We start from the raw sequence: 26,436 nt of genomic DNA on the forward strand, positions 1-26,436 counted from the left end.
CCTGCCGTGTTGATCGCTTCCGCGATCGGCCGGGCGGGTGCTTTTTTGTCTCTTCTCATAGATCCTGAATCGCGATTTGCTGCGTCATGCGATTTTTGAGCGTAATTTCATCGCGTCTGGGAATGGGAGGAATAAATGTAAGATCGTCCATCCAATGCGAAGGAAGCTCATGAGGAGAGGAAGCCGACCATTGCCCGAGCCAGTCAGCGGGCAGCGGAGTGCCACCGCCTGCTTCTTGAAGGTCGGTTGTAATGGGGTGCTCGATCATCGTAAGCCATACGAGCGCCCATGCTCTTGGAACGACGCGCCATATATCGTATCCGCCGCCGCCAAGCGCAATCCATTTGCCATCCGCATAATCATGCGCAAGTTCATGTATGATAGCCGGAATTTCCCGATAGATTCGCATGCTGCAATGCATATGGGAGAGAGGATCATAGGCGTGGGCATCGCAGCCATGCTGGCTGATGATAACGTCGGGCTTATGGGCGGCAATCACTTTGCGTAGCGTCACGTTGAAGCTCTCCAGCCACGATTCGTCCTCGGTATAGGGTTCAAGCGGCACATTGAAGCAAGCGCCGAACCCGCCGTCGACACCTTTCTCATGAACGAAGCCCGTTCCCGGGAACAGAAAACGTCCCGTCTCATGGATGGAGTAGGTGCATACGTTTTGGTCGGCATAGAAAACCCACTGCACGCCGTCGCCATGATGGACGTCGGTATCGATGTAGAGCACTCTTGCGCCGTACGTTCGGCGAATATGCTCAATCGCTATGGCGGCGTCATTATAAACGCAGAAGCCCGCTGCACGCTCGGGAAAGGCGTGATGCAGCCCGCCTGCAAGATGAAACGCATGAAGCGTCCGTCCGCTCATAACGGCATCAGCGGCCGCTACGGAGCCGCTGACAATTGCGGAAGCCGCTTGATGAATACCGGCGAAGAACGGGGTGTCCTCGGTTTGCAGACCGTACTTCCCGGCGAGCGAGTCGTTATGTTCGCCAGAAACCGGAGCGCTGAGCTGCTTGACCGCGTCCAAGTAATCCTGCCTGTGCACGAGCGCCAGAAGCTCGTCGTCCGCGCTTAGATGGGGCGCCTGGATTTGATCGTCTTTCAGCGCTCCCATGCGCTTTAACAGATCGACCGTTAACGTAAGCCGCATCGGATCGAAGGGATGCTCCTCTCCGAACTTATATTTTTCCGAACCCGGATGATGAAAGAAAATCGCGTTTGAAGACATTCCCCTTATAGCCTCCCAGAAAGGTTAAGCCTATGCCATAGGTCATAACCGTGTTAATACATAAATCGCTGCCGGAATCTTACGCGGTCGAATTGCTCCACGGAGCTAAGCGGCACTTCTTTGCCGATCTTTACCATGAGACAATTGGCAGGGTGCGAGCAGATCTCGGGATCGTCCGTCGCGAACCAGATCATGCCTACCGACTTCATCAGCTTCTCCATCATGCTGCGATATTCCCACACATTGAGCTTCGTGCCCTCCAAGTCCCAATGCCAATAATATTCCGTCGTAAAAACAATCATATTTTCAAGCTGGTCTTCGGCAAAAGCGAGCTGTATCATCTTCTTGCCAAGTCCGAACGATCGGTATTCATCGGCGACTTCAATCGCGCCAAGTTCGATCAGATCGATCATGCCGCCCTCGGACCAGCGTTCCAACTCGTCCGCATAATGAAACGTCACGTAGCCGACAATCGTATCCGCCTCGCGCACGAGAATAATTCTCCCTTCATCAAGACCGGCGATATCGACCAATGCTTCATGCTGGTCGCGCGGCCTTCTGAACGCATCAAGCGCAGGATGCATCGCAAGCTGAGCGAGCTGCTCGGGCGGTACGGGCCCTTCAATAACGAGCTCCCGATTGCCCGGCAGCTCGATCCGTTCGCGCTGCAACCGTTTTCGATGTTCCAACAGCAAATCCCCTTTCGTATGATCATGCAGCCCGTGCTCAAGGCGATGCTCTATTAATATGGTTATAACAAACATCATGCGAAATGAAAAGCATAGTCGAAGCGAAAAAGGTTATGTTATAATGATCGTGGCGGTTAAATGCCATACGAATCGTTTTGGTTTGTCGGCTTGTTTGCCTGCAAGAATAGACAAAACTTCATGAAAGCGCATTCTATGGTAGCAGTAGACAGATTTGATGGGAGAGTGATAGAATGATCAACTTGCATCAAGAGCGTATTCCGGCAACGGCAACTAAAGCGAATTTGACAAACTATGAGGAAACGGCAGCTAACTTTAATTGGGAACAAATCGAAAGTCGGTTCAGCTGGTACGACACAGGTAAAGTAAACATGGCTTATGAAGCGATAGACAGCCATGTCGAGCAGGGCAAAGGAAGCAAAATCGCACTGCATTACAGTGATAACGACCGTGACGAGTCCTATACGTATGAGGAGCTAAGCAAACAATCGAATCGCTTCGCCAATGTGCTGCGCAAGTATGGCATAACGAAGGGCGAGCGTGTATTTATTTTCATGCCAAGAACGCCCGAGCTGTATTTCAGCGTGCTAGGCGCGCTGAAGGTAGGCGCGGTCGTTGGACCGCTGTTCGAAGCATTCATGGAGACGGCTGTAAAGGACCGGCTGCAAGATAGCGAAGCGATCGCAATTGTTACGACTCCCTCCTTGCTAGGACGGATCAAACGCGAAGAGTTGCCCGCGCTTAAACATATTTTCGTATTCGGCCAGGATGTACAGACGGAAGACGGCATATTGGATTTTGCCGCCGAGCTGAGTCAAGCGTCGGACGAAGCCGAGATCGAATGGCTTGGTCGCGAGGATGGGCTCATCCTGCACTACACATCGGGATCTACCGGCAAGCCGAAGGGCGTATATCACGTCCAGAACGCGATGGTTCAGCATTACTACACGGGCAAGGTCGTACTCGACCTGCAAGAGAATGATGTTTACTGGTGTACGGCCGATCCGGGCTGGGTAACGGGAACGTCCTACGGCATCTTCGCGCCATGGTTGAACGGCGCAACGATTGTTATTCGCGGCGGCCGGTTTAGTCCTGGCGACTGGTACGGCGTCATACAGAAGTACGGCGTAACGGTATGGTATAGCGCGCCAACGGCGTTCCGCATGCTGATGGGCGCAGGCGACGACGTCGTATCGCAGTTCGACCTGTCCAGCTTGCGTCATGTGCTTAGCGTTGGCGAGCCGCTTAATCCGGAAGTTGTCCGCTGGGGAATGAAAGTATACGGCCAGCGTATTCACGATACATGGTGGATGACGGAAACGGGAGGCCAGCTCATTTGCAATTACCCAAGCATGGACATTAAGCCAGGCTCCATGGGCAAGCCGCTTCCAGGCGTATCAGCTGCAATCATTGACGATAACGGCAACGAAGTGCCGCCTTATCGGATGGGCAATCTGGCTATACGGACGCCATGGCCTTCGATGATGCGCAAGATTTGGAACAATCCGTCCAAGTACGAGGAATACTTCCGCTTGGAAGGCTGGTATGTTTCGGGCGACTCCGCTTATATGGACGAAGAAGGGTATTTCTGGTTCCAAGGCCGAATCGATGACGTTATCAATACATCCGGCGAACGTGTCGGACCTTTCGAGGTCGAGAGCAAGCTGGTCGAGCATCCCGCAGTGGCCGAAGCCGGCGTAATCGGCAAGCCTGACCCGATGCGCGGCGAGATCATTAAAGCGTTCATTGCTTTGCGTGAAGGCTACGTGGCGTCCGAAGAGCTTAAGAAGGAAATATCGCAATTCGTCAAGGTTGGCCTTTCCGCTCACGCCGCACCGCGCGAGATCGAATTCAAGGATAAGCTGCCGAAGACGCGCAGCGGCAAGATCATGCGACGCGTGCTCAAGGCTTGGGAGCTTAACTTGCCGACCGGCGATTTGTCTACCATCGAGGACTAATAAATACTGAAGGCGGCGCAGGGATGATCCTGCGCCGCCTTCGGTTATTTTATGTAGCTTACCTTTGGAATAGCTCGATTCGCTCGCCGTCCGGTCCGCTGACGAAGAAGTAACGATAGCCGTTCGGCAAAGTCGTAATGTCTTCGTCGACGAATCGAACTTCAAGCTGCTTCAGACGCTTGAACTCCGTCTCGATATCGTCCACAGTAACCGCGAAATGATGCACCTTGCCTTCGATGGGCAAACCGTCATTGTAGCCTTGAATGAGCTCCAGATCGGTCTCGTCCGATTGTCCGAAGCCTAGGAAGGCAAGCTCGATTACGCCGTTCGTGTGAGGCAAACGCCCCTTAAGCTCGAATCCCATAACTTCGGTATAGAACCGGATGGAAGCCTCCATATCTTTGACCATTATCCCGACATGATCGATACGTTTGTTTGTCAAAACGACCATTCCTCTCATCTAGCCTCATAGGAGTAAAGTGAAATTTGAATCCTGTTTTATGTTATCGATCTAATTCAAAGCTGTCAAGCCGGGTTGCTGATAGAGGGTTGATCGTTCGAGAAGGATTCATCGTATGTCATCCAACGTATGGAAAACATAAAAAAACGGTATCCCGCTGCAAGCCGCATGGCTAAGGGGATACCGTTTCTTTTGTTTCATGGAAAGCTATTGTAATCGCTATTGGCCGCCTACAATGACCACTTGGGAAGCAGCGGATTGGCCGCTCGCATTCTCGGAGGTAATGTAGAACGCGCCTGTTACGAATACGCCGATATACTCGAATTGCGATTCGCTTGTCGAGCCGATTATTGAATACTGTCCGTTATTGTCCGGACTGTAGTAAATATGGTACTGCGTAACTTGATCCGATACGGAGTTCGGCGTCCAGCTAAGCTTAACGCTTACTTCGTTTTTGTCAGCCTGCAAGCCTTCAGGAGCGGCAGGAACGTTGCCCGCTGGTTGTTCCGTGCCTGGATCGCCGCCGCCATCGCCTGGGAGCTCAGGTATGACCGGGGCGTTCCCGTATTGAACCATTAAGCTTGGCTGGGATTCCTTGCCTACGACATCGACGGCCGTAACATAATAGCTGTAGCTATGCGCGTTCGACGCGTAAAACTTCGCTTTGTACTCGTTTCCGGCAGGAATCGATTCGCCTTCCTTCGTATAAGCTCCCGCGTCAACCGATTTGTACACGCGGTAACCTACGACATCCTTTGCTGCGCTATCGGTGAATGTTAGAATTAATGCGCCATTGGCATCTTTTAGCCTAACGTTGCTAGGAGGCGGCGGCGCTGCGCCATCGTCAACGCGCGGATCCGGCTTGGATGGCGCGTCGTTAGCCGCATCCTTCGGCAAGTAGGCCGACATCGGCCTTCTGCTCTTCGCAGGCAGCTTCGCTTGCGCGGCTTTGATTTCATCCATAAGCGCATCAAGCGGCTTCTTGCGCTTGACGACGATCTGCTCCTTAAGCATATCGAGCGGTGTAGCCGGATTCGGTACATAGTTGACGCCTTCATACGTTATATAAGCCATCTTCACCAGCGAATCGTCAACGGCCTTCGGCACATACTTTCTATTGAACCAATCCGTTACGAGCATGCCCGCCTCTTTCGTCAATTGACTCGGAAGCAAGCCGCTTGCGCTCGAGACGGTTGCTTTCACGAGACCGTCCGGTTTATTGAAACGATCGGTAACGAGCAGCTCAGGCTTTGTTTCCACCAGTCGATCCATAATTTTAGCCCATATCGCTCTGGCACGTTTCTTGCCTTCCGTGGAGAGGGAGTTGACCTGCTCCTCATAACCTGCCCATACGCCGAGCGTGACGTCCGGCGAGAAGCCCATGAACCATACATCGCCATAGCTTTGCGTCGAACCTGTTTTACCTGCAATCGGAATGTCGCCATAATGCTTGAACTGCGATGTTATGCCGTAGCCTGAGCCGGACGGGCTGGAAATAACCGTCTTGAGCATATCGGTCATCAGGAACGCGCTTTGCTCGGAGAACACGCGCTCCGGCTGCAATTTATGCTCATAAATGATTTTGCCTTCCGCATCCGTAATTTTCTCGATCATGTATGAATCGTTATAAATGCCGTTATTCGGTATTGAGCCGTATGCATTCGTAAGCTCTTCTACCGAGACGCCGATGCTGAGACCGCCGATTACGCCCGTCTGAGCGCCATCGTCCTCTGGCTGCAGTGTCGTAATGCCGAGCTTCTTGACGAAGGCCCAAGCGTTCTCGATTTTCAGCTTATCGTTAAAAATCTTAAGCGCCGGTATGTTCATCGACTTGTTAAGCGCTTCGCGTGCCGTTACAAGGCCGGAGAACTTTTTGTCGACGTTCATCGGGATGTGGAAGCCCTTCTGATAGTCCTTCATGACGATCGGCGAGTCATCGATGATGCTTGCCGGTTGAATAATGCCTTGCTCAATCGCAGGCAGATAGGCTGCGATCGTCTTCATCGTCGAACCTGGCTGGCGAGTCATCTGAGTGGCGTAGTTTAACTGCTCTTCGTAGAAGTCGCGACCTTCGAGCATGCCGAGTATGGCGCCAGTCTTGTGGTCGAGCATGACGGCTGCGATTTGCTCAAGGCCTTTCTCTTCGCTATAAGGCGTAAAGTTCTCTTCATTGGAGCCGATCTCGCGCATAAACTTGTAAATATCTTTGTCGATCGTCGTGTATACTTTGTAACCGCCCCGAAGCAGATGCTCTCTAGCTTCCTCGATCATTGGCGCGTTTTCCTTCTTGCGCAATTCTTCCTTCGTCAAGTCCGGATCTTTCTGCATAAGCATAATTTCCGCCGCTTGGCGTTCAGCTTCGAGCATGAGATACGGATACGTGGTATAGGCCTTCTCGCTAGGTGCGGCCAACGTCTTGCGAATGTCGAAGGCGAGCGCTTCGTCATATTGCTGTTGAGTGATGCGTCCTGTCTCCAGCATGCGGCGAAGGACGATCTGCTGGCGATCAATGGCAAGCTCGATGCCTTCTTCGTTGTATTGCCCTTTGCCCGTGTACGCCGTATAAGCGGATGGACGCTGCGGCAAGCCCGCCAAATAGGCAGACTGGGCAATATTAAGCTTGTTCAGATCGGTAATGTTGAAGATTCCTTTGGCTGCCGCCTTAATCCCGAATACTTGATATCCGCTCGAGCCGTTGCCGAACGGCATCTTGTTCAAGTACGCAGCCAAAATTTCCGGCTTCGTCAAATATCGTTCCATGCGGAGCGACAAGAAAATTTCTTTGATTTTCCGGCTGTCGGTTTTGTCCAAGCTGAGAAATACCCGGCGCGCAAGCTGCTGAGTCAGCGTACTGCCGCCGGTCTGGGTTTCCTCGTTAAGCAGCTTCTGCTTAACCGCACGTCCAAGACCGTTAATATCAACGCCGTAGTGCTCGAAGAAGTTGTTGTCCTCGACGGCGAGCAGGGCGTCGATCACTTGCTGCGGCAAGTCCTCGTACTCGACGATCAAGCGGTCCTCATCGGTTCGAAGCTGTCCGACGAGCGAATCATCATTGAAATATACATAACCGGTAAGCGAATTTTCCCCGACTCTCTCCTCGATGACGGTACGGGGTCTGACCTCTTCGTTTTTCACGAGTGCGGCCACATAGCCGGTTACGGCACCGCCTGCAAGCAAGCCGATGAATATGCCGAAGTAAACCATCCATTTTACGGTTATAAAAGTTACGATTCCGAATGTTCGCCATTTGCTTCGTTCCGTTGGCGCCGGTTGACGTTCTTCTTGCATCTTTTTAATTCCCCCTCCAAAATAGCAAGTCCATTATAACATAAAACACCTCTAGAAGCAGGTACTAACCATATGGTCATAGTATTCGTTAATCCATTGACGTATTAGGGGGAGAAAAAGTTCTGCTCGGATATGAATTTCGGCAATAAAACGGCCTGCGACTGCGAAAAACGAGGAAAATAGATCAAAATACAGATTATTTGCTTCTTTTTAAGCGATTTCGAAACATAACGGCTATTATGTCATAATACAAATCGGGAATAGTTGTTAAATATGGTTAAAGGAAGAGGATGAGCGATAGTGGAAACGCTGTACTTAGCCTGTCTCATCGGCGGCATCCTGTATGCGATCGTCAGCGTCATATTCGGCGATTGGCTTAGTATGACTTTGGACGGCATGCTTGATTTCCTGACGTTGGACGGCCATTCCTGGCTGCAGCCAACCGCTCTTATTGGAAGCTTAACCGTATTTGGCGGCGCCGGCATTATGCTAACCAGATATACTCCGCTTAGTGCAGGCGTCATATTGGCTCTATCGGTGCTTATTGCCTTAGCCGCAGGAGCTGGCGTTTTCTTACTATATGTCCGTCCGATGGAGCGAAGCGAGAATCCCATCGCATTCTCCTTGCATGCTTTGTCAGGCTCGCTCGCGGAAGTGCTTGTCACTGTTCCCGCCAAAGGATATGGCGAAGTGCTCGTTAAAGTGGGGGCGGGATTTACGAATCAAATTGCGGCGAGTTACGAAGGCGTCCCGATTATTGCCGGCTCCCGCGTCGTCGTTGTCGAGGTAAAGGACCATACGTTATATGTATCCGAAGTGGACTTATCCTAATGCTAAGCAATAGAGAGGAGTAATCGTATATGCCGGAATATTTGTTGATACCCACGATTGCGCGATATCGATCTGGAAGCGAAGGAATTATTGCGCCGCGAGAAGCAATACGATGCCGAAGTGAAGGAAGAAGGCGGATGCGGACAGATATGCCGTAGAGCAAGCCGCGGAGGCGGACAAGGCGAAGCGGCTGCGCGAGGCGGACGCCATCCAATATCGCATAGAAGCCGAGGCGAAGGCGCTTGCGGCGCAGAAGAGGCTTGACGGCCTTGCGGTTGCGGAAGCGGAGAAAGCGAAAGGCACGGCCGAAGCCGAAGTCATCAGATTGCGTGGTCTGGCGGAAGCAGAGGCGAAGGAGAAGCTCGCTCACGCTTTCGAGAAATTCGGCGAGACGGCCGTTCTCGATATTATCTTGAAAATGCTGCCCGAGCTCGCTGGACAGATTGCAGCTCCGATTCAGGCGATCGATACGCTCACCATTGCAACCGATCTAATGGCAACCGCACCCGAAATGCTGAAGAGCGTATCGGGGATAGATGTCAATCAGCTGATAATGGGACTAACCTCAAGAGCGATTTCGCCTGAGCCGTCCAATCTTAACCGAAGGACCGAGCAGGAGTAATCGATTTATTCTGCTATAGCAAAGAGGCCCGCAGCGCGGGCCTCTTGCTGTATAGGGATATGGGGTTAAATGTCTGATTGTGCATGGAGGCAACCGTTCAGAGCATTGGATTAGTAGCCGCCGCCGAAAATTCCGCAGCTACAAGCAATAATAACGAGCAGGATGAAGAGAACCAGAATAGCACCAACGTTGTTAAAAGCACCACCTACGTAACCGGACATTATACAATGCACCTCCTTACGTGTTGAGTACTCTTTACTGTATGAGCATCATGTGCCGGATGACTGGGTATTTGTTACGGGGGCTAACGTTTATATGTAAAATGGGCGAGGCGAGAAGGCAGACTCAAAAAAGAAAAACCGCATGAATGCTGGTGCATTCATGCGGCTTAATCTTATTAACGGCTGTAGAACTCGACGATTTGTTTCTCGTCGATATCTTGGGACAGCTCGCCGCGGTCTGGCAGGCGAACGTACTTGCCTTCCATTGCTTGCTCGCTGAACTCAAGGTAGTTAGGAAGGTGATGACGGCCTTCCATAGCTTCTTTAATAGCTTTCAGGCTGCGGCTGCGCTCGCGCAAGCCGATTACGTCGCCAACAGCAACGGTGTACGAAGCGATGTCGACTTTTTTGCCATTTACAGTTACGTGACCGTGAGCGACCAATTGGCGTGCTCCAGCACGGGAGTTGGAAAGTGCAAGACGGTACACAAGGTTGTCAAGACGGCTTTCAAGGAGAGCCATGAAGTTTTCACCGGCTTTACCTTTCATTTTTGCCGCTTTGTCAAACAAGTTGCGGAATTGCTTTTCGTTCAAACCGTACATATGGCGAAGCTTTTGTTTCTCTTGCAATTGAATGCCGTAACCGCTCATTTTCTTGCGTTGGTTAGGGCCGTGCTGACCCGGAGGGAAGGCGCGTTTCAATTCTTTTCCTGTACCGCTCAAAGAAATTCCAAGGCGGCGGCTCAACTTAAATTTAGGTCCTGTATAACGTGACATGCGTCGTGTTAACTCCTTCATCAAATAAATTTTGAGAATGGGGTTGTGTTTCGCCGTATACGTTCGAGTGTCCGAGCATGCTCGTCCCTGATCTGCACTTCAGCCGCTGGCCTATCAGCGAACGTAATCCTTGAGGGTGACACAAAACCGTACGCCCATGTATTCAACAATAAATATTATATGAAATCTACCCAAAATGTCAAGCTATGCTTTGAATATTTAAAAGTTTGTAATAAGCATCTAAAGTCCTATAATTTTTTGATCGAGTAGTGCAAAAACATCAAATATGAAGTAATATATTAATATTCTTACTTAAGGAAATATTAGTTAACACGCCTGATTCAGGCGTATTAACCGCCTCCTGTTTATGGTATAAAATACAGTACAGGCTGAACTTATCTATTATGTCTATCATATAATGTAACCTCATCTCCTGGCTATACAAACGGAAGGGTTGGGTGCCGGATGGTTAATCGGATTAACAATGATCCTGCTTACAGTGAATCGTTAACGGAAGATCTCGCATCTACAGAAACAGAAGCCGTTTGGTTTGCCAGCGAAGATATTACCGAAGCGGACGAGCCATATTTGCCGCCGTTACTAGCAGACAGCTTTCACCAGTGGATCAATGAGGCAGATGGACTTCCTTTGCTCCGTTCTGGTGAATTTTCATTATTCGGAGCAGATCGCGGACGTATAGCCGCAGCAGGGCACCATGGAGTTGATTGGCAGGAAGGCTATGCGGTGTTATTGAATGACGTTATTTCTTCCGTGTTTGAGCGGAAAATTGCGATTTCAGCGAGTTCGGACACGTTGCATCTGGTAGGAGTACCGATTAGGAAACGCACGGATGATCGGATATTTTCGGTCTTATGTTATGCAGCCCAATCCGAGGCTTCAACAGCGCAATATGCGCAAAGCGTGGAAATATGCGGCTTCCACTTCCGGAGCTGCTTCTACCGCCGATTCGAACAACTATTCGTACAGGATCTTCTCTTGCAGCAGAAGCAGACGGAGAAGGAAGCAAAGCGGAGAGATGCGCTGTTTCTCGCCGCGAAGCGGCTTTACGATCAGATAGACGTATCGTCGGTGCTGTCGGAAATGCTCAGCAGCCTGGAGCAGCTTTACCCAAACTCCGAGGTCCATCTTTATTTATCGCAGGACCATCTGAACGGGGACGAGCGCGTGAAGCCGCTCGTATTCAAGAATGCGGCGCATGATCTCGTTGCGAAAGCGTTTCTGGACGGGCGGTCCGAAACCGAGCACGACCGTGACGGAACGATTCGTCTCGCCGTGCCGATGACAGGCAAGCAGGCCGCATATGGCGTGTTATGCATGACGATTGGTCCGGGCAAATGGGACGAGGCAGACTTGCCGGCGTTTCTTCTGCTTGCCGATACGGCGGGATCGGCGTTCGAGAATGCGAAGCTGTACGAGCAGTCTAATCTGCTTATTAACGAACTTAGGCTTATCAATGAATTGACGAAGCGGCTCAATCAATCGCTGCGCCTCAAGGAAATATTCCAATTCGCGACGAGCGAGTTATTAAAGATATTCGATGCCGATTATTGCTGCGTCCTGCAGATGAACAAGGAGAAGGATCAGTTTGTCGTTATGTCGAGCAACTTCCCCGCGCTGGCAAGCGAGCGTTTCTCGCCTGAATACGGCTTCTGCGGCATGGTTTACAGGACGAGAGAGCCTCTTATCATATCGGACTACTGGCATACGAGAGTCGTTACTTCCAAGCTGATGGACAATACGGGCTCGCGTTCGCTTATTGCCGCTCCGATTATCGTGGACGGCGAAGTGGTAGGAGTCATCCTCGTTACGCATAAGGTGCCGAACTTCTTCTCGTACGAGAACTACAAACTTCTTCAAGTGATGAGCACGCACATCGGTCTGGCCGTAACGAATGCGTCACTGCATGCCGAGGTACGAAGAATGGTCATTACCGACAACTTAACCGGCCTGCATGCACGCCATTATTTGAACGAGCAAATTCAGAACCGCCAGAGGAAAGATCCGTTCGGCGCGCTCATTCTGGTCGACATCGACTATTTCAAGAAGGTAAACGATACGTTCGGTCATCAGGTAGGCGATCAAATATTGATCCAAGTGAGCAATATTATTAACGCATCGATCAGGCAAGGCGATATAGCCGCACGCTGGGGCGGCGAGGAGCTGGCGGTTTATTTGCCCGGCATTAGAGCGGAGCAAGCTTACCGTATTGCCGAGCGTATTCGGATCCATGTCGAGGCGGAGACCGATCCGGTCGTCACTGTATCCTGCGGCGTATCGGAATGGACATTCGAGAATGAGAAGATTAGCGTTGAGTCCTTATTCTATCGCGCGGATATGGCCTTATATGAAGCGAAGAACAACGGAAGAAACTGCATTTTCGTCGGACAGAGCTAGCTGGCTGAAGCCTATACAGATATGTTCATAGTACAAGGAAGGGGCGCCGTTATCGGCGCTTCTTTCTTTATTTCTGTCCGGCAAGAGGAATAAGGCGGGGATACGTCGGGGGAATCTACGTAGAAGGTCTGTAACGCGGAAGGAGAGCTTATGAGATACAAACAGGTGAAGACGGCAGCTTGCATCTTGTTATGCGTTAGCATCGCTTTAGGAGGCTGTAGCAGCATGGCCGTACAGAGAGAACCCAAACGTTGGCTTTCGTTGTCTTATTCCGGGCTTGCGGCGATGGATCAATATACGTTCACCGGGTCTATGAATATGAGTTTGAACGGCGGAACGTCGTTCAGTCCCCGAACCTTCGAAGGCAAGGTCATCGACCATAAGCAATTAACGCTCCAAACAAACAGCGGCGATCAGCTGCATATTAATCCTGTACTCGTTCTGGAGTCGCTTGCCCAATCGGACAAAAATAACATTGTTATAAGCGAATCTTCCGATCCGGACACGATAACGCTGCAAATTGCGGAGGATGACGAGGCATCGAAGAAAAGGTGGGAGCAGCGTCTGAGGCAGCAGCTTGAGGCGCTAATGGTGAATGAGCCGCCTGTATCGGCCCCGTATAAAAAAGAATGGGATCAGGAGGCTGAGCGGTCACGCAAGCAGCTTGAGGCCATGCTGAGTTCGATGCGCACGAAATCGAGCTATGAGCTTGTTATCGACAGGAATCGGCTGCTGCCGCTGAGACTCGATGAGCAGACGGTATTCCAATACGAATACGGCGGCAAGACGGCTTCCGAGGCGCGCCATACGGCGATTCGATTCCAAGCCTTCGAAGGCTCTTCGAGCGCAGCCGTTCAATAACGTCTTCATTCGTGGTACGATAATGAAGTAGATGTTACATAATGACGAAGGAGATGAAACCATTATGCGCGATCCTCGAATACAGAAGCTGGCACAAAATCTGGTTGGCTACTCCATTGATGTGCAGCCTGGCGAAAATGTGTTGATCGATATAATCGGAACGGAGCGGGAGCTTGCCAAGAGTTTGATCGAAGAGGTGGCTAAGCGGGGAGGCAGGCCATTCATCGAAACGAGCGACCGTTCGGTGCTGCGGACAATGCTGCATCATGCAACCAAAGAGCAGCTTGAGCTGTGGGCGGCGCTCGATCTGGAGCGTATGAAGAACATGCAAGGTTATATAGCCGTTCGTTCGGGCGAGAACGCGAATGAGCTGTCCGATGTTCCGGAAGAGAAAATGCGCTTGTACGAACAAATTTACCGTAATCCCGTACATATGGAGCAGCGCGTCAAGAAGACGAAGTGGGTTATCCTGCGTTATCCGAATCCGTCCATGGCGCAGCTTGCCAATATGAGCACGGAAGCGTTCGAGAACTTTTATTTCGACGTATGCAATCTCGATTACGCGAATATGGATAAGGCGCAGGATCCGCTGCAGGCGCTGATGAAAAGAACGGATCGCGTTCGCATCGTGGCTCCGGGCACCGACCTTACGTTCTCGATCAAAGATATCGGCGCGAAAAAATGCTCCGGACACCGGAATATCCCGGATGGCGAAGTGTTCTCGGCGCCAGTCCGCGATTCCGTCCAAGGCACGATTACGTACAATGCGCCTAGCGTATACTCCGGCGTATCGTTCCAGAACATATCCTTCACCTTCGAGAACGGCAAGATCGTCAAAGCCGAGAGCAACGATACGAAACGTCTGAACGAAATATTGGATGCGGATGAGGGATCGAGATATATCGGGGAGTTCGCGATCGGCTTCAATCCCTACATTTTGCACCCGATGAACGATATCCTGTTTGACGAGAAAATCGCCGGCAGCCTGCACTTCACGCCAGGTCAAGCTTACGAAGAGACCGACAACGGCAACCGCTCGTCCGTACACTGGGATTTGGTTCTTATCCAGAGACCGGAATACGGGGGCGGAGAAATTTACTTCGACGACGTATTGATCCGCAAGGACGGCCGATTCGTTATTCCCGAGCTTGAAGCGTTAAATCCGGAAAACCTGAAAGGCGAAAAGTAAGGCTATGAAAATTGGAAATTAAAGCGTTTTTCATTTTGCCTCTTGATGGATGCGAGATTTCGGGTTATCATGGTGTCAAAGGTAAGCTTTACTAAAATAACTGGAGGGATCTCCCATGTCCAATAATGCCGCAATAGTTGAAATTTCCCAAACGGCTAGCCAATTCCGCTCATCCATCGTTCTACAAGCCGAGAGTAAATATATCGATGTAAAGAGCATTCTCGGACTATTCACGACATTAGTGGGAGGCCATGCTTACGAGCTTCACGTTCACGGACCTGACGCTGAAGAAGCGAAGGCTGCTATGGCTGCCGTATTCGCTAAGCACAACCTTAATGTTTCGGTCATTACGGAATAATCGAACAAGAATACGACTAGAGCACTCCTCGCTACGCGCAGGGGTGCTTTTCTGTTTTGTCCTTGTGTATTCGTCCTTTTTCGTCTAATATAAAAGGTATAGAAGACGGCGGTACGCGCACAGGGGGGAAAACGATGTCTTCACCGGAAATAACTGTCCAATTGCATGAGAAAGCGCTTCGTCTCCTTCAGGAAGATGCGAGTAAAATAGAAAAACTGATCGAAGTTCAGATGGAAAACTTGACTACTCGTCAATGTCCGCTGTACGAGGAAGTTCTAGATACGCAAATGTACGGTTTCTCGAGAGAGGTCGACTTTGCCGTTCGCGCCGGATTGATTGCCGAGCTGGCCGGGAAAGAAATCGTTAGCAGGCTTGAGAGAAATCTTGCCATGCTGTATGAAGCGTTAGATCGCAAAGAGTAGTCCCCCATTCGGGAGACTACTCCTTTTTTTTGCCCATATAGCCGTCTCAAGAAAGCTATACCAAATAGAACGCGATCCCGAGTATAACGTAAACCATAAGCAGCAGTACGCCTTCGTACCAGTTCGTATTGCCGTCTCGCGAGACGGACTTGGCGATGAAGACCGATACGCCGATAGCTGTCAGTTCGATTGGCGTGAATACGATATCCATCGTGTTGCCGAATAGCGTACTGATGATAATAAGCACCGGAGCAACGAACAAGGCGATCTGCAAGCTGCTGCCGATAGCGATCTCGACGGCTGCCCCGATCTTGTTCTTCATGGCGAGAACGACCGCGGCGCTATGCTCCGCCGCGTTGCCGACGATGGCAATGACGAACGCCCCGATGAACAGCTCCGACAAGCCGAAGCGCTCAGCGAACGAATCCAGCGTATGAACGAGCCATTCGCTGACGAATGCGACCATGACGGTGGCAAGCACGAGGAACAGGATCGAATTCCTCTTCGACCAGGCAGGCTCTTCGCCGTGATCGGCAGCCATCTCGACATCCGCGAGCATATCCTTATGCGTAACCATCGAGAAGACTAGCCACAGGACGTAGGAAATAATCAGGATGCCCGCTACCGCGAGGCTTAGAAACTGGTCCTTATCGAAGGTGAACTTCTCGGAAACGATGAATACGGCCGGAACGAACAGTCCGATTACGGCCATGACCATGAGCGTCGCGTTATGTTCGGCGAGCCGGTTATTGAACCGCTGCTCCTTGTATTTCAAGCCGCCAAGCAGAATACTAAGTCCAAGCACTAGCAGCAGGTTCCCGATAATGGCGCCGGTCAAGCTTGCTTTCACCATATCGAACAAGCCTTCCTTAACGAGGAAGATCGCGATTATGAGCTCGGCTGCATTGCCGAACGTGGCGTTAAGGAAGCCGCCAAGCCGTTGTCCGGCGTAGTGGGCGACGCTTTCCGTCGCTTTGCCGAGAAAGCCAGCCACGAATATAATCGCAATCGCGGAAATGACGAACTGTACGATCATGTCCCAATGGGCGTAATGGCCAATCGCGCTAAGCGCGAACATGAGGATGAGCCCTGAGAAAAACAACTTCTGATTCATTAGATCCACCTCTTTTTGACTGTGCTGAAATCCTGCTAATAATATAGCGAAAAAAACGGGGGAAGTAAACTTTTACCAATATAATAAGCTATACGGTTGTAAACAAAGCATGCGCTTCTTGATTACCGCGTATCCATCTATTACAATGTTCATATATGGCAAAAAACGAGGAGTGAATCACATGACCGAAGACCTTCAAACAGGTATAATTCGTATTTCTGATGATGTAGTAGCTACGATAGCGGGACTAGCGGCACTTGAGACACCAGGCATTGCAGCGATGTCGGGCGGAATCTCGGAAGGTCTGGCTAAGCGCCTAAGCGGCAAAAACGTTCAAAAGGGCGTTTCCGTCGAGGTTGGCCAGGTCGAAGCGGCAATCGATCTTCGGATTATCGTTCATTACGGCATTCCGATTCAGGAGGTTTGTCGACAGCTTCAGCTGAATGTGCGTGAATCGGTTGAGAATATGACGGGATTGCATGTCGTCGAGGTGAACGTGAAGGTCGAAGGCGTCGCGTTCAAAGAGGATGAGTTGGAAGAGGCTCAACGGCTCAAATAAGGCAGGTAAAATAAAACGGTATCCATCTTAGCGGATGGATACCGTTTTTTGGTTGCTTCTCGTTGTTGCAGCCTTCGAATTGCTTGTACTTGCTTTCTCGCTCCGATTCGATTCTCTCGATATGCTGAGGAGCACGCCCATGCACATTAGACAGATAAGCAAGGAAGAGCCTCCATAGCTAATGAACGGCAGTGTAACGCCGGTCAGCGGAATAGCGCCCGTGACGCCGCCGATGTTGATGAATGCTTGAATGGCCAGCAGTCCTACGATCCCTACGCCGACGACCGTGCCGTATTGATCCGAACACCGCAGCGCTACGATGAGGCCGCGCCATAGGAAGAATAAGTAGAAGAGTAGGAACAGCGTGCCTCCGATAAAGCCGAATTCTTCGCCTATGACCGCAAAGATGAAGTCATTGTACGCATATTGCAGATAATGCAGCTTCTGTACGCTTTCGCCGAATCCGGCACCGCTAATGCCGCCATGTCCGAACGCTTGAAGGGACGATACGAGCTGCCATCCCGCGCCTTGCGCATCGGCCAGAGGGTCGGCATAGGAGGTAAAACGATCGAACCGATATTCCCATTTCTTAGGGTCGATCGCCATCGAAATGCTGAACACGACGGTCACGAGCAGTACGACGGCAAGACCGGACGTCGCTGCCTGCTTCAGGTTCGCTCCGCCTGCGAATATCATGACGATGGCGCTTGAAGCGAGTACGAGACAGGATCCGAGATCGGGCTGCATCATTATAATCCCGCATACGGCTCCAACGATGATTATCACTGGCAGAAGCCCCTTCTTGAAGTCTCGGAACTTGTCGCCCTTCTTCGAAATGAGCGCTCCAAGGTAAAGAATGACGGCCAGCTTGGCCGGTTCCGTAGGCTGTACCGTAAAGGGGCCAATCTGAATCCAGCTTTTTGCACCGTTAATATCGGGAGCAATGAAAGGTACGAGAATGAGCAGAAACATAACGGGTATAAAGTATAGCAAAAATAGCTTCTTGTATACCTGATAGCGAATGTTCATGCTGAACAGCATGGCGAATACGCCAAGGCCAGCCCACATGAGCTGGCGTTTCGTAAAGTGTAGCGCGTCGTTTTCCTCGACGAGCGCAATGCTGGAGCTCGCGCTGTAGACCATAACCAGTCCGAAGCCGACGAGCAGCAGCGTCATTATGAGAAGCAGAAAGTCCGGTCTTCCACGGCCACCGTTCTGCGGTTGCTTCATAAAGTGACCGCCTAAGCTAACAGTTGTTTCAATTGCTCGATTCGTTGCGTTGCCGTGTTCATGATCGCCTGCGGAATCGGAGACTCATATTCCATGCCGTGCGGGAAAGTAGCTCGTCCGATATAGACGGCTTCGATAACGAGCACCGCATGAGCGGATTCCAGTTTGCCTTCTAAGGCGCGCGTGTTGATGCGCAGGAAGTAGTCGTTGCCGTTCACGCGATCCTCAAGCTTTAAATCGTATGTAGCGCGATAGTATTCCCATTGCCAACGAACAAAGCCGACTTTCTCGGCGGATTCGTCCAGGTGGTACAATTCGCTCTTAACACCGTTTAATCCGGTATTTTCAATAATCATGGTATTTCCTCCTAAAGGTTTAGTGAAGCAAACCTGGCTCTGCAAGCGACTGCTTCCAATCATCAGACATAAGTTGTGCATTCTTTACTCATGATAGTATGTTTCCCCAGCTAGCGCAACCCTTACTCCATAGTCATAAACACCTTAAAAGTGACATTTTTGAGAACTGTAGAGCTAGGCGGCATAGCTAGTCCAATAAGCTTCCGCAAGGCGGCGAATATCTGTTAAAATAGATGAAATAAAGTTCGCAAGGAGAGGGAGATTCGAGATATGCACAAGAACAAAGAGATAGAGCATGCGCTGCAGCATCTCTATCCCGATATGGTGCGTTGGCGCAGACATCTTCATCAATTTCCGGAGCTATCGTTCCACGAGAGAGCGACTTCGCAATGGATTGCAGCCAGGCTCGCCGAGATGGGCTGCGTCGTGAGGAGCGGCGTAGGCGGACATGGCTTGGTCGTAACAATAAAAGGAGACAAGCCAGGTCCGGTTGTGGCGCTCCGGGCGGATATTGACGCACTGCCGATTCAGGACGAGAAGCAATGCCCATATGCGTCGAAGGTGCCGAATGTCATGCACGCATGCGGGCATGACGGTCATACGGCGGCGTTGCTGGCCGTAGCTGCTTATTATTCGGCGAACCGCGAGCGGATTGCAGGCGAACGCCGATTGTTGTTCCAGCCGGCCGAGGAGCAAACACCGGGAGGAGCGAAGCCGATGATTGAGGACGGGGTGCTCGAAGGCGTAGACGTCATATACGGCGTACATCTATGGTCTCCGCTCCCGTTCGGGCTTATATCGTCCAAACCTGGGCCGTTCATGGCGGCCGCAGACGAATTCGTTATCGATATTACCGGTCGCGGGGGCCATGGCGGTCTGCCTCATCAAGCGGTGGATGCGATCGTCATCGGCTCGGCCATCGTGCAGGCGGCACAAACGATCGTCAGCCGCAGCGTCAATCCGCTTCATCCGGCTGTCGTGTCCATCGGCTCGTTCCAGGCGGGCACGACGAACAATGTCGTCGCCGAGAAATGCCGCTTGAAAGGAACGGTAAGGACGTTCGACGAGACGACGAGAAAACGGATACATGAGCGGTTAGAGTCATTAATCAAGCATACATGCGAAATGCACGGAGCGAAATACGATTATCAAATGCGCATCGGCTATCCGCCTGTCGTTAACGATGATAAGGAAGCGAAACGGTTCTTTGAAGTAGGTGCGTCCCTATTCGGCGACGAGGCTGTCCAGCGCTCGGAGCCGTTGACCGTCGCAGAGGATTTCTCCTATTATTTGAATGAAGTGCCGGGATGCTTCATGTTCGTTGGCGCCGGCAACGAGGAGTGCGGTGCGACCTATTCCCATCATCATCCTAAGTTCGATATCGACGAGCGCGCGATGCCGAATTCCGCGGCGCTCCTCATCGGCATGGCGGAAGATTACGCGGAAGAATTTGCAAGCTAAGCGGAACATCCACTTTGTATGAACGGTAAAATCGTAGGGAAAGCTATACGCCGAACACGTTCAAGAGAGGATGATAATAAAATGAGCACTAAGATCGAGAAATTGATGTCAACAAATTGCGTAACAGCCACGCTGCAGGATAATGTGTATGAGCTTGCGGTAAAAATGAAGCAGCATGATATCGGTTTTATTCCGATTGTCGAAGGCAAAAGGCTGATTGGCGTCGTAACCGACCGGGATTTGGTCGTTCGCGGTTATGCGGAGAAGCATCAGGGCTCGGAAGCGGTGGAGACGGTGATGACTCCCGCGCCGGTAACGATAACGCCGGATACTTCCGCTGACGATGCAGCAGAGCTGATGGCTGAGCATCAGATCAGAAGGCTGGCGGTTGTGCAGGACGAAGAGCTTGTCGGTGTCATCGCCATAGGCGATTTAGCTGTAAGGGATAAATTCGCCAATGAAGCCGAAGCCGCTCTTAGCGCTATTTCGGAGCAAGACCATTCAAACCAACTGCATTAATGTCAAAAGGCTGGCCGGGCATTCATTCATGCCTCGTGCCAGCCTTTTGTTTCTCAGCGATTACTTGTCCTCCCAGACGGTGACAAGCTCGTTATTTGCGTTGTACAGCTCTCCAGGGTCTGTCTCGCTATTGCTCCAAATGCTTTCCTTGCCCCAGCGCAAATGTTTATCGGGCAATAGATCTTTTCCGTTATTGGATGAAATCGTAACTTTATCTCCTGCGCTTAGCTTGTATTTCTCGAATTCATAGGTTTGATTGCCGCGGACGCTCACAAGTTTCCAGCCGCCAAGCTCAATGTTCATATCCGAGTTGTTGGTTATCGTGGCAATCTCGGCTTGCTTATCGACGATGAGCTCGATTCCGATTTGCTCTGCTTCCTTGACCGGATAGGCATTTTTGAATTTCTCCCGATCCGTCCCCCAAAGTCCCAGCTCCGCTTGTTTCGCTGTCTGCTCGATTTGCTTGTATACGTTTTCCAGCTTGACGTTCGGCTCTACGATCATGACTTTGGCAAGTCCTTCTTCGAGCAGCGCTTCATTCAGTATTCGTCCGTCCTTCAACTCGACAACGGCTAAGGTGCGATCGTACTTGTCCTCTTGCTCTTTATCGAAAGAAAGACGAATCTCTTCAGATTCGGACAATGCTTGTTTCGTATAGTCGTACGCCTCGCGGCCGAATGGTTCCTCGGTTCTATTCAAATCCGCATGGGCAATCTCGGGAGTGTTCACATAAAGCAGCCGGACGGTACGATTGCCGTCTCCGACTTTTATTTGGAAGGTATCGCCGTCGATGTAATCGGATACGGAATACCATACGTTTGTTTGCAGTTTCTGAGGGGATGTCGTTGCCCAAGAACAGCTTGCTAGCGAAAAGCAACCAAGCATGAGCAGCGCGATTCCTATTCGTTTCACCTTCGCATACCTCCAATCGGACATGTTAATGAAGCCTATTTCAATTAATATACCACATAATACGACCAAGAATCGCGCTTTATCGGTCATGGATTGGCATAAAATCATAAAAAACCTTTCATACTGACAAAAGGAGCATTCTGTTTGAGGAGGGAAAACGATGCCGGGCCATTCAGAAGGAGCGATTATCATCCAATCCGACTTGACGATATTGCTGGATGAAGAAAGCGCAGACGCGGAGCAGGCAAGGGATAAACTGCTGCTTTTTGCCGATGCAATGAAGCAAGCGGGCTCGATGCATACGTATCGGATTACAGCATTGTCCCTATGGAATGCTGCAGCGGCGGGATACGGAGCGGAGGAGCTCATTGGGTGGCTTAAGCAGTTCCGACGTTATGAATTGCCCTTTGCTGCGGAGACGGCCATTCGCAGACTGATCGGAAGATACGGCAAGCTGACGTTGACGGCTGTCCAAGGAGGGCTTCTGCTCAGCGGAGATGCGGAATTGATGGAAGAGCTTGCAGCGCAGCCGGCGATAGGCAAGCTTGTCAGCGGACGGCTGACAAAGGAGCAATGGGAGCTTTCGAAAAATCGCAGAGGCGAATTGAAGCAGGAGCTCACGAGGCTCGGATATCCGGTAATCGACCTAGCGGGATACCATACGGGAGAAGCGCTGGCGGTGAAGCTGAGAGACGTAACGCTTCAAGGCAAGCCATTCGAGCTCCGGCCTTACCAGAAGCTGGCGGCGGAACAATTCTACCGCGAGGGAACCGTACAAGGAGGAAGCGGCGTCGTCGTGCTGCCATGCGGAGCAGGCAAAACCATCGTCGGCATTGCCGCGCTGGCTAAGCTAAGCAGCGCCACTCTTATCCTGACGTCCAATTCGACGTCCGTGAAGCAGTGGAAGGACGAACTGATCGACAAAACGACGCTGAAGGAATCGGAGGTCGGTCAATACTGCGGCGCTCTTAAGCAGGTGCGACCGGTTACGGTAGCGACTTATAACATTTTGACCCATCGAAAGTCGAAGGACGCGCCGTTCTCCCACATGAAGCTGTTCTCGGAGCGGGACTGGGGACTCATTATTTATGACGAGGTGCATCTGCTGCCAGCACCCGTATTCCGTATGACGGCGGACATCCAAGCAACAAGAAGGCTTGGTCTGACGGCAACGCTCGTTCGCGAGGACGGATGCGCGGAGGATGTCTATTCGCTTATCGGGCAGAAGCAGTTCGATTTGTCATGGAAAGTAGCCGAACGGGACAATTTTATCGCTGCCGTCTCCTGTACGGAAATAAGAGTGCCGCTTACGCCTGCCTATGAGGATGAATATAAAGCGGCGGGCGCGCGCTCGCGTTTGCGCCTGGCATCGGAAAATCCAGGCAAACTTGACATTGTGAAGAAGCTTCTAGGCGAGCATGCAGGCAAGCCAACGCTTATTATCGGCCAATATTTGAAGCAGCTTCACGACGTTTCGCGTTCGCTTAATGCGCCGCTGCTTACCGGCGAGGTACCGCATGAAGAACGGCAGAAGCTTTATGAACAGTTCAAGACGGGGGAGATCCATGTGCTTGTCGTATCTAAAGTAGCTAATTTTGCCGTCGATCTGCCGGACGCTGCCGTTGCGATTCAATTGTCGGGCAGCTTCGGCTCGAGGCAGGAGGAGGCGCAGCGAATCGGAAGGCTTCTTCGCCCGAAAGCGGGCGCGAACGAGGCGTGGTTTTATACGATCGTGACCGATCAAACGAAAGAAACGGAATTCGCGCTGAAACGCCAGCTGTTCATGCTCGAACAAGGGTATTCCTATGATCGGCTGCAGCACTCCGATTCGGCGGCCGATAGGGAGGCAACAACAAGTGAAGTTGAGTGAGCTATGCAGGAAATTGACGGAACAACAACAGCGCGACTTCATTAACCATGACGTTTGGTCGGACGCGCGGCGAAGACAATTGACATGGATAGAGGCATTAAGGGACCGTCAGTCAATCGGCGAAGCAACGGACAAGCTGTCTGCGCATGCAGTTGCGCTGCTAACGGAAATGATAAGAGCGTTCGGGGCTGAACCGATCGCCGAAGAGCGGCTCGTGAAAGAGGTGCGAAGGCGGACGATGATGTCGGGCGCAGAGTGCGATATGTCGCTTGCGGAGCTGGAGCGATCCGGCATCCTGTTCGCAGTAGTTAAAGTATGGGGAGAACGGACATACTTCTTGCCTAGAGATTGTTTTTTGCCTTGGCAGCAGGCGTTGTTTCCGGCCAACGTTCAACCCGTCGCTCCGGACGATAAGCTTCTATCGGGTCCAGTGACGGTTAGGCCTGTTTGCAGACCGCTTGGCAAGCAGTTGATGGGCGCGCTCGCGGCAATGGGACGAAACGGAATGACCTTGACGGCGAAAGGCGTATTAGCGAAAAAAACGATCGCTGCCATCGAGCAATGGGCGGAATTCGACGAAACAACGTTAAAGGGTTCCGGTTTGAATTGGTCCAGTAGGGAGCATTATTCCATGAAGGCAGCGTTCCTGCTGGAAGCGGCAACGGCTTCCGGGCTGATTCAAGCGGAAGAGAATCAGCTGCTTTGGGAGGAGGATCGCCTCGCCGCCTGGCTATGCCAAGACGAGGAGGCCCGCGAGCGCCGATTGTTGCAATGGTGCTTGGACCTCTTGTTGCCCGTGAACGCTCAATCCGCGAATAGGGTCTCTGCTTTATGCGCGCTCGATGCAGGCAGATGGTATCGTTCCGATGATATTCGTGCTTTACAGGAACAATGGAATCCGGACGGGGAGACGGGGGAGATGACTCTTGATTGGTTGTCTCTGCTCCTCGGCTTCGGCTGGATGGAGGCTGCGCAAGCGACGTCAAGCGGAAAGACAACAGAGCTTTTTAGGTGGAAATTGGATGTGAATGCAACAGATATTGATGCAGCGCATGCGATCAAAGCCGATCCGCGCAGAGGGCAGCTGCGGGTGCAGCCGAATGGGGAATTAATCGTACAGCCGGGCTGCACTTTGGCTCTTCATTGGGAACTGGCGCTCCTTGCTGATTGGATCACAGACGAGACGGTTGCTATTTATCGTCTGACGGCAAGCTCCGTGTCGCGAGCGCTGGAATTCGGCCGCACAAAGCAGACAATCCGTTCCTGGCTGGAGCAGGCAAGCGGTCAATTGCCGCTGCCGGATACTGTCGAAGCGATGCTGGAGGAATGGACAAGCAAGGCATGCCGGAGCTGGTTCGAGGAAGTGACGCTGTTACGCTGCGACGATGAGCGGATGGCGGAGATCGTACGTTCGAACAGCGAACTTTCCCCGATGCTCATTCAAGCGATCGGCGCTACAGATTTCATCGTAAACGCGTCATCAATCGCTCAGATTAGGAAGCTTCTCCAGCGAGCCGGTTATCCTCCTATGAAAGCGCTGCGTACGCAGGAAGCAGCTCCCGTATCCTCATCCTACCCTGTCATTAGCGAAAGAACGGCCGGTATGAATAGGATTGCCGACGCCAAGACAGAGCTCTCGAGGGGCACGAACGCCTATTCATTTTTGTACGCACCTAGCAACATCACGCACTATGAGCTGGCGAGCCCAAGGGCTCAACTTGCCGAGAAGCTGCAATCGCAAGAGGAGGGGGTGCCATCGATGTGGACGAAGCAGCTTCGCGTCTACCATCACTCTACGCGCAAGGAACTGGTAGAGCGGGCATTAGCCTGGCAGTCGCCGCTGCAGCTGCGTATGGACAGCGAACTCCATTCGTTCGTTCCCGAGCGACTCGAGCTGCAGGGCGGCGATTGGGCCGTCGTGGGCATCCTTCGAAATGCCGCGGACAATAAGCCGATACGGCTGACGCCCGATATGTGGGATGAGATGAGAATCGTCGTTCCTGGCCGCTCGCAGCCATAATAATCTCTACCTATTGGCTAAGCGGTTATGATATGATAGTGTAGAAGTAAGCAAGTGGAAAAGAGGTGGACGAATGCCAACTGTCGAAGGGGTGCAGGAGACTTTATGCGAGCAGCCCGAAAGCGGCGTGTCTTCGCTCGATATGGCGTCGCTGCTGCTTTGTGCCTATGAATTAGGTGATTGGATCAATGAGTCGGCGGAAGTTGCCGAATATTTATATTGGAAGTCGGCTGTGAATGCAGACGAACAAGTGAAACAAATTTCCAGGCAGTTCGAGAAAGCGAAGGAGCTGTTCGCGGAATGCGAGCGCTTCGGAAGGTTCCACCCGGACTATAACGCCGCCAAGGATCAAGTGAAGCAGATCGAACGGAGCTTAGGCGAGATCGAGAGCGTGCGCAATTTCAAGATTGCGGAGCAGGCTGTCGACGAGATCTTGTACGAAGTGTCCCGAATGATCGCGGAGTCGGTGTCCGAGAACATCAAAGTGCCGGGCAACGAGAAGGCGGCCGGAGGAGGCTGCGGAAGCGGCGGCTCTTGCGGCTGCGGAAGCGGCGGCTGCGGGTAATATAGTGAAGCAGGAGGTTAGCGAACGATGCTGCCGGAGAGAACGGGTTATATCGTTTGGGTAAGTGATTTGAAGGCGGCAAGGTCGCTGGAACGCTTCGGAACGGTACATTATATGTCGCGCAAGATGCATTACGTCGTCATGTACATGAATGCCGACCGGGCTGAGGAAGCGGTGCGCCAGATGGATAGATTGCCTTATGTGCGCAAGATCGAACGCTCCTTCCGCAATGAGATCAAGACGGAATACAGCAAGGACAACGAGGATAAGACGAGAGCATATAGCTTGTGAATTAATGGATTATAAGTTGAATAGAGCGCCTCTAGCATCGTTAGTTTGCTAGGGGCGTTCTTTTTTGTTACACTAAATTAACATATAATTACATATTTGTATCGACTTTAATTTATTGTTGAAAAATCGGACGAGCATGATAGAATGGAATTAAATTCATAGTAAAAAAGCCCTGGTTCGTTGGGAGGAGTAGG

Annotated in this window: 24 protein-coding genes and 1 pseudogene; 15 read left to right on the forward strand and 10 right to left on the reverse strand. The window is 51.6% G+C overall.

Going from position 1 to position 26,436, the window contains the following annotated elements:
* Positions 1-55: 55 nt before the first annotated feature.
* A complete protein-coding gene (locus tag J2T14_RS08290) occupies positions 56-1,237 on the reverse strand; it encodes an acetoin utilization protein AcuC (protein ID WP_307469732.1) in 1,182 nt (393 codons plus the stop codon).
* Positions 1,238-1,290: 53 nt separating this feature from the next.
* Entirely contained in the window at positions 1,291-1,926 is a 636-nt protein-coding gene (locus tag J2T14_RS08295; RefSeq protein ID WP_307469735.1) for a GNAT family N-acetyltransferase, read from the reverse strand.
* Positions 1,927-2,177: 251 nt separating this feature from the next.
* Here J2T14_RS08295 and acsA point away from each other — a divergent pair, with 251 nt between their 5' ends.
* Positions 2,178-3,902, forward strand: a complete 1,725-nt coding sequence (gene acsA / locus J2T14_RS08300) for an acetate--CoA ligase (RefSeq protein ID WP_307203887.1) — start codon at positions 2,178-2,180, stop codon at positions 3,900-3,902.
* Positions 3,903-3,960: 58 nt separating this feature from the next.
* Here the strand turns inward: acsA and J2T14_RS08305 are convergent, their stop codons facing one another.
* Entirely contained in the window at positions 3,961-4,353 is a 393-nt protein-coding gene (locus J2T14_RS08305) for a VOC family protein (protein ID WP_373458118.1), read from the reverse strand.
* A 228-nt stretch (positions 4,354-4,581) separates the two neighbouring features.
* A complete protein-coding gene (locus tag J2T14_RS08310; RefSeq protein ID WP_307469744.1) occupies positions 4,582-7,650 on the reverse strand; it encodes a transglycosylase domain-containing protein in 3,069 nt (1,022 codons plus the stop codon).
* 300 nt (positions 7,651-7,950) lie between these two features.
* Here J2T14_RS08310 and J2T14_RS08315 point away from each other — a divergent pair, with 300 nt between their 5' ends.
* Both J2T14_RS08315 and J2T14_RS08320 read left to right on the forward strand, forming a co-directional pair.
* Positions 7,951-8,481 (forward strand): protease, encoded by a 531-nt coding sequence (locus tag J2T14_RS08315; RefSeq protein ID WP_307469746.1) that lies wholly within the window; start codon positions 7,951-7,953, stop codon positions 8,479-8,481.
* 60 nt (positions 8,482-8,541) lie between these two features.
* A pseudogene (locus tag J2T14_RS08320) lies at positions 8,542-9,103 on the forward strand (flotillin domain-containing protein); the annotation flags it as partial.
* Positions 9,104-9,213: 110 nt separating this feature from the next.
* Here J2T14_RS08320 and J2T14_RS08325 read toward each other — a convergent pair.
* Both J2T14_RS08325 and rpsD read right to left on the reverse strand, forming a co-directional pair.
* Positions 9,214-9,324, reverse strand: coding sequence for a YjcZ family sporulation protein (locus J2T14_RS08325; RefSeq protein WP_307203893.1), 111 nt, complete (start codon positions 9,322-9,324; stop codon positions 9,214-9,216).
* A 176-nt stretch (positions 9,325-9,500) separates the two neighbouring features.
* On the reverse strand, positions 9,501-10,100 hold the full coding sequence (rpsD, locus tag J2T14_RS08330) for a 30S ribosomal protein S4 (RefSeq protein ID WP_307203894.1): 600 nt from the start codon (positions 10,098-10,100) through the stop codon (positions 9,501-9,503).
* 465 nt (positions 10,101-10,565) lie between these two features.
* Here rpsD and J2T14_RS08335 point away from each other — a divergent pair, with 465 nt between their 5' ends.
* The 5 genes from J2T14_RS08335 to J2T14_RS08355 all read left to right on the forward strand — a co-directional run bounded on the left by J2T14_RS08335 (position 10,566) and on the right by J2T14_RS08355 (position 15,345).
* Positions 10,566-12,515 carry a diguanylate cyclase gene (locus tag J2T14_RS08335; RefSeq protein ID WP_307469750.1) on the forward strand — a complete coding sequence of 650 codons (1,950 nt, stop codon included), beginning with the start codon at positions 10,566-10,568 and terminating at the stop codon, positions 12,513-12,515.
* Between the two features lie 225 nt (positions 12,516-12,740).
* Positions 12,741-13,376 carry a hypothetical protein gene (locus J2T14_RS08340; RefSeq protein WP_307469752.1) on the forward strand — a complete coding sequence of 212 codons (636 nt, stop codon included), beginning with the start codon at positions 12,741-12,743 and terminating at the stop codon, positions 13,374-13,376.
* A 64-nt stretch (positions 13,377-13,440) separates the two neighbouring features.
* Positions 13,441-14,565: an aminopeptidase gene (locus J2T14_RS08345; protein WP_307469754.1), complete on the forward strand. Its 1,125-nt coding sequence runs from the start codon at positions 13,441-13,443 to the stop codon at positions 14,563-14,565.
* Positions 14,566-14,680: 115 nt separating this feature from the next.
* Positions 14,681-14,923, forward strand: coding sequence for an HPr family phosphocarrier protein (locus tag J2T14_RS08350; RefSeq protein WP_307203899.1), 243 nt, complete (start codon positions 14,681-14,683; stop codon positions 14,921-14,923).
* Between the two features lie 134 nt (positions 14,924-15,057).
* Entirely contained in the window at positions 15,058-15,345 is a 288-nt protein-coding gene (locus tag J2T14_RS08355; RefSeq protein ID WP_307203900.1) for a YlaN family protein, read from the forward strand.
* A gap of 55 nt (positions 15,346-15,400) precedes the next feature.
* Here the strand turns inward: J2T14_RS08355 and cax are convergent, their stop codons facing one another.
* Positions 15,401-16,459 (reverse strand): calcium/proton exchanger, encoded by a 1,059-nt coding sequence (gene cax / locus J2T14_RS08360; RefSeq protein WP_307469758.1) that lies wholly within the window; start codon positions 16,457-16,459, stop codon positions 15,401-15,403.
* 181 nt (positions 16,460-16,640) lie between these two features.
* Between cax and J2T14_RS08365 the strand changes: the two genes are divergently transcribed.
* Positions 16,641-17,018 carry an Asp23/Gls24 family envelope stress response protein gene (locus J2T14_RS08365; protein ID WP_307203902.1) on the forward strand — a complete coding sequence of 126 codons (378 nt, stop codon included), beginning with the start codon at positions 16,641-16,643 and terminating at the stop codon, positions 17,016-17,018.
* Between the two features lie 27 nt (positions 17,019-17,045).
* On the opposite strand, the gene ftsW is transcribed toward J2T14_RS08365, so the two are convergent.
* Positions 17,046-18,248: a putative lipid II flippase FtsW gene (gene ftsW, locus J2T14_RS08370; RefSeq protein ID WP_307203904.1), complete on the reverse strand. Its 1,203-nt coding sequence runs from the start codon at positions 18,246-18,248 to the stop codon at positions 17,046-17,048.
* Between the two features lie 11 nt (positions 18,249-18,259).
* The gene (locus tag J2T14_RS08375) at positions 18,260-18,604 is read right to left on the reverse strand and encodes a YugN family protein (protein WP_307469761.1); all 345 of its coding nucleotides are present in this window, start codon (positions 18,602-18,604) and stop codon (positions 18,260-18,262) included.
* 270 nt (positions 18,605-18,874) lie between these two features.
* Here J2T14_RS08375 and J2T14_RS08380 point away from each other — a divergent pair, with 270 nt between their 5' ends.
* Entirely contained in the window at positions 18,875-20,065 is a 1,191-nt protein-coding gene (locus J2T14_RS08380) for an amidohydrolase (protein ID WP_307469763.1), read from the forward strand.
* Between the two features lie 81 nt (positions 20,066-20,146).
* The gene (locus J2T14_RS08385) at positions 20,147-20,584 is read left to right on the forward strand and encodes a CBS domain-containing protein (RefSeq protein WP_307469766.1); all 438 of its coding nucleotides are present in this window, start codon (positions 20,147-20,149) and stop codon (positions 20,582-20,584) included.
* Positions 20,585-20,644: 60 nt separating this feature from the next.
* Here the strand turns inward: J2T14_RS08385 and J2T14_RS08390 are convergent, their stop codons facing one another.
* Complete coding sequence (locus tag J2T14_RS08390; protein WP_307469771.1) at positions 20,645-21,496, reverse strand: thermonuclease family protein; 852 nt, start codon at positions 21,494-21,496, stop codon at positions 20,645-20,647.
* Between the two features lie 160 nt (positions 21,497-21,656).
* Between J2T14_RS08390 and J2T14_RS08395 the strand changes: the two genes are divergently transcribed.
* The 4 genes from J2T14_RS08395 to J2T14_RS08410 all read left to right on the forward strand — a co-directional run bounded on the left by J2T14_RS08395 (position 21,657) and on the right by J2T14_RS08410 (position 26,242).
* Positions 21,657-23,366: a DNA repair helicase XPB gene (locus J2T14_RS08395; RefSeq protein ID WP_307469774.1), complete on the forward strand. Its 1,710-nt coding sequence runs from the start codon at positions 21,657-21,659 to the stop codon at positions 23,364-23,366.
* Complete coding sequence (locus J2T14_RS08400) at positions 23,353-25,386, forward strand: helicase-associated domain-containing protein (RefSeq protein ID WP_307469777.1); 2,034 nt, start codon at positions 23,353-23,355, stop codon at positions 25,384-25,386. Before J2T14_RS08395 ends, J2T14_RS08400 begins: the two co-directional genes overlap by 14 nt.
* Positions 25,387-25,459: 73 nt before the next feature.
* Positions 25,460-25,951, forward strand: coding sequence for a YlbF family regulator (locus J2T14_RS08405; protein WP_307469779.1), 492 nt, complete (start codon positions 25,460-25,462; stop codon positions 25,949-25,951).
* A gap of 27 nt (positions 25,952-25,978) precedes the next feature.
* Entirely contained in the window at positions 25,979-26,242 is a 264-nt protein-coding gene (locus J2T14_RS08410) for a YlbG family protein (RefSeq protein ID WP_307203912.1), read from the forward strand.
* Positions 26,243-26,436: the final 194 nt, after the last annotated feature.

It is taken from the genome of Paenibacillus harenae (assembly GCF_030812415.1).
Lineage (GTDB): Bacteria > Bacillota > Bacilli > Paenibacillales > Paenibacillaceae > Pristimantibacillus > Pristimantibacillus harenae_A.

Coding starts and splice junctions, on each gene's coding strand:
- J2T14_RS08380 (WP_307469763.1), top strand. CDS start 18,875: ATGCACAAGAACAAAGAGATAGAGCATGCGCTGCAGCATCTCTATCCC.
- cax (WP_307469758.1), bottom strand. CDS start 16,459: ATGAATCAGAAGTTGTTTTTCTCAGGGCTCATCCTCATGTTCGCGCTT.
- J2T14_RS08335 (WP_307469750.1), top strand. CDS start 10,566: ATGGTTAATCGGATTAACAATGATCCTGCTTACAGTGAATCGTTAACG.
- J2T14_RS08395 (WP_307469774.1), top strand. CDS start 21,657: ATGCCGGGCCATTCAGAAGGAGCGATTATCATCCAATCCGACTTGACG.
- J2T14_RS08365 (WP_307203902.1), top strand. CDS start 16,641: ATGACCGAAGACCTTCAAACAGGTATAATTCGTATTTCTGATGATGTA.
- J2T14_RS08375 (WP_307469761.1), bottom strand. CDS start 18,604: ATGATTATTGAAAATACCGGATTAAACGGTGTTAAGAGCGAATTGTAC.
- J2T14_RS08385 (WP_307469766.1), top strand. CDS start 20,147: ATGAGCACTAAGATCGAGAAATTGATGTCAACAAATTGCGTAACAGCC.
- J2T14_RS08325 (WP_307203893.1), bottom strand. CDS start 9,324: ATGTCCGGTTACGTAGGTGGTGCTTTTAACAACGTTGGTGCTATTCTG.
- acsA (WP_307203887.1), top strand. CDS start 2,178: ATGATCAACTTGCATCAAGAGCGTATTCCGGCAACGGCAACTAAAGCG.
- J2T14_RS08410 (WP_307203912.1), top strand. CDS start 25,979: ATGCTGCCGGAGAGAACGGGTTATATCGTTTGGGTAAGTGATTTGAAG.
- J2T14_RS08350 (WP_307203899.1), top strand. CDS start 14,681: ATGTCCAATAATGCCGCAATAGTTGAAATTTCCCAAACGGCTAGCCAA.
- J2T14_RS08345 (WP_307469754.1), top strand. CDS start 13,441: ATGCGCGATCCTCGAATACAGAAGCTGGCACAAAATCTGGTTGGCTAC.
- J2T14_RS08340 (WP_307469752.1), top strand. CDS start 12,741: ATGGCCGTACAGAGAGAACCCAAACGTTGGCTTTCGTTGTCTTATTCC.
- ftsW (WP_307203904.1), bottom strand. CDS start 18,248: ATGAAGCAACCGCAGAACGGTGGCCGTGGAAGACCGGACTTTCTGCTT.
- J2T14_RS08355 (WP_307203900.1), top strand. CDS start 15,058: ATGTCTTCACCGGAAATAACTGTCCAATTGCATGAGAAAGCGCTTCGT.
- J2T14_RS08305 (WP_373458118.1), bottom strand. CDS start 4,353: ATGGTCGTTTTGACAAACAAACGTATCGATCATGTCGGGATAATGGTC.
- rpsD (WP_307203894.1), bottom strand. CDS start 10,100: ATGTCACGTTATACAGGACCTAAATTTAAGTTGAGCCGCCGCCTTGGA.
- J2T14_RS08310 (WP_307469744.1), bottom strand. CDS start 7,650: ATGCAAGAAGAACGTCAACCGGCGCCAACGGAACGAAGCAAATGGCGA.
- J2T14_RS08405 (WP_307469779.1), top strand. CDS start 25,460: ATGCCAACTGTCGAAGGGGTGCAGGAGACTTTATGCGAGCAGCCCGAA.
- J2T14_RS08290 (WP_307469732.1), bottom strand. CDS start 1,237: ATGTCTTCAAACGCGATTTTCTTTCATCATCCGGGTTCGGAAAAATAT.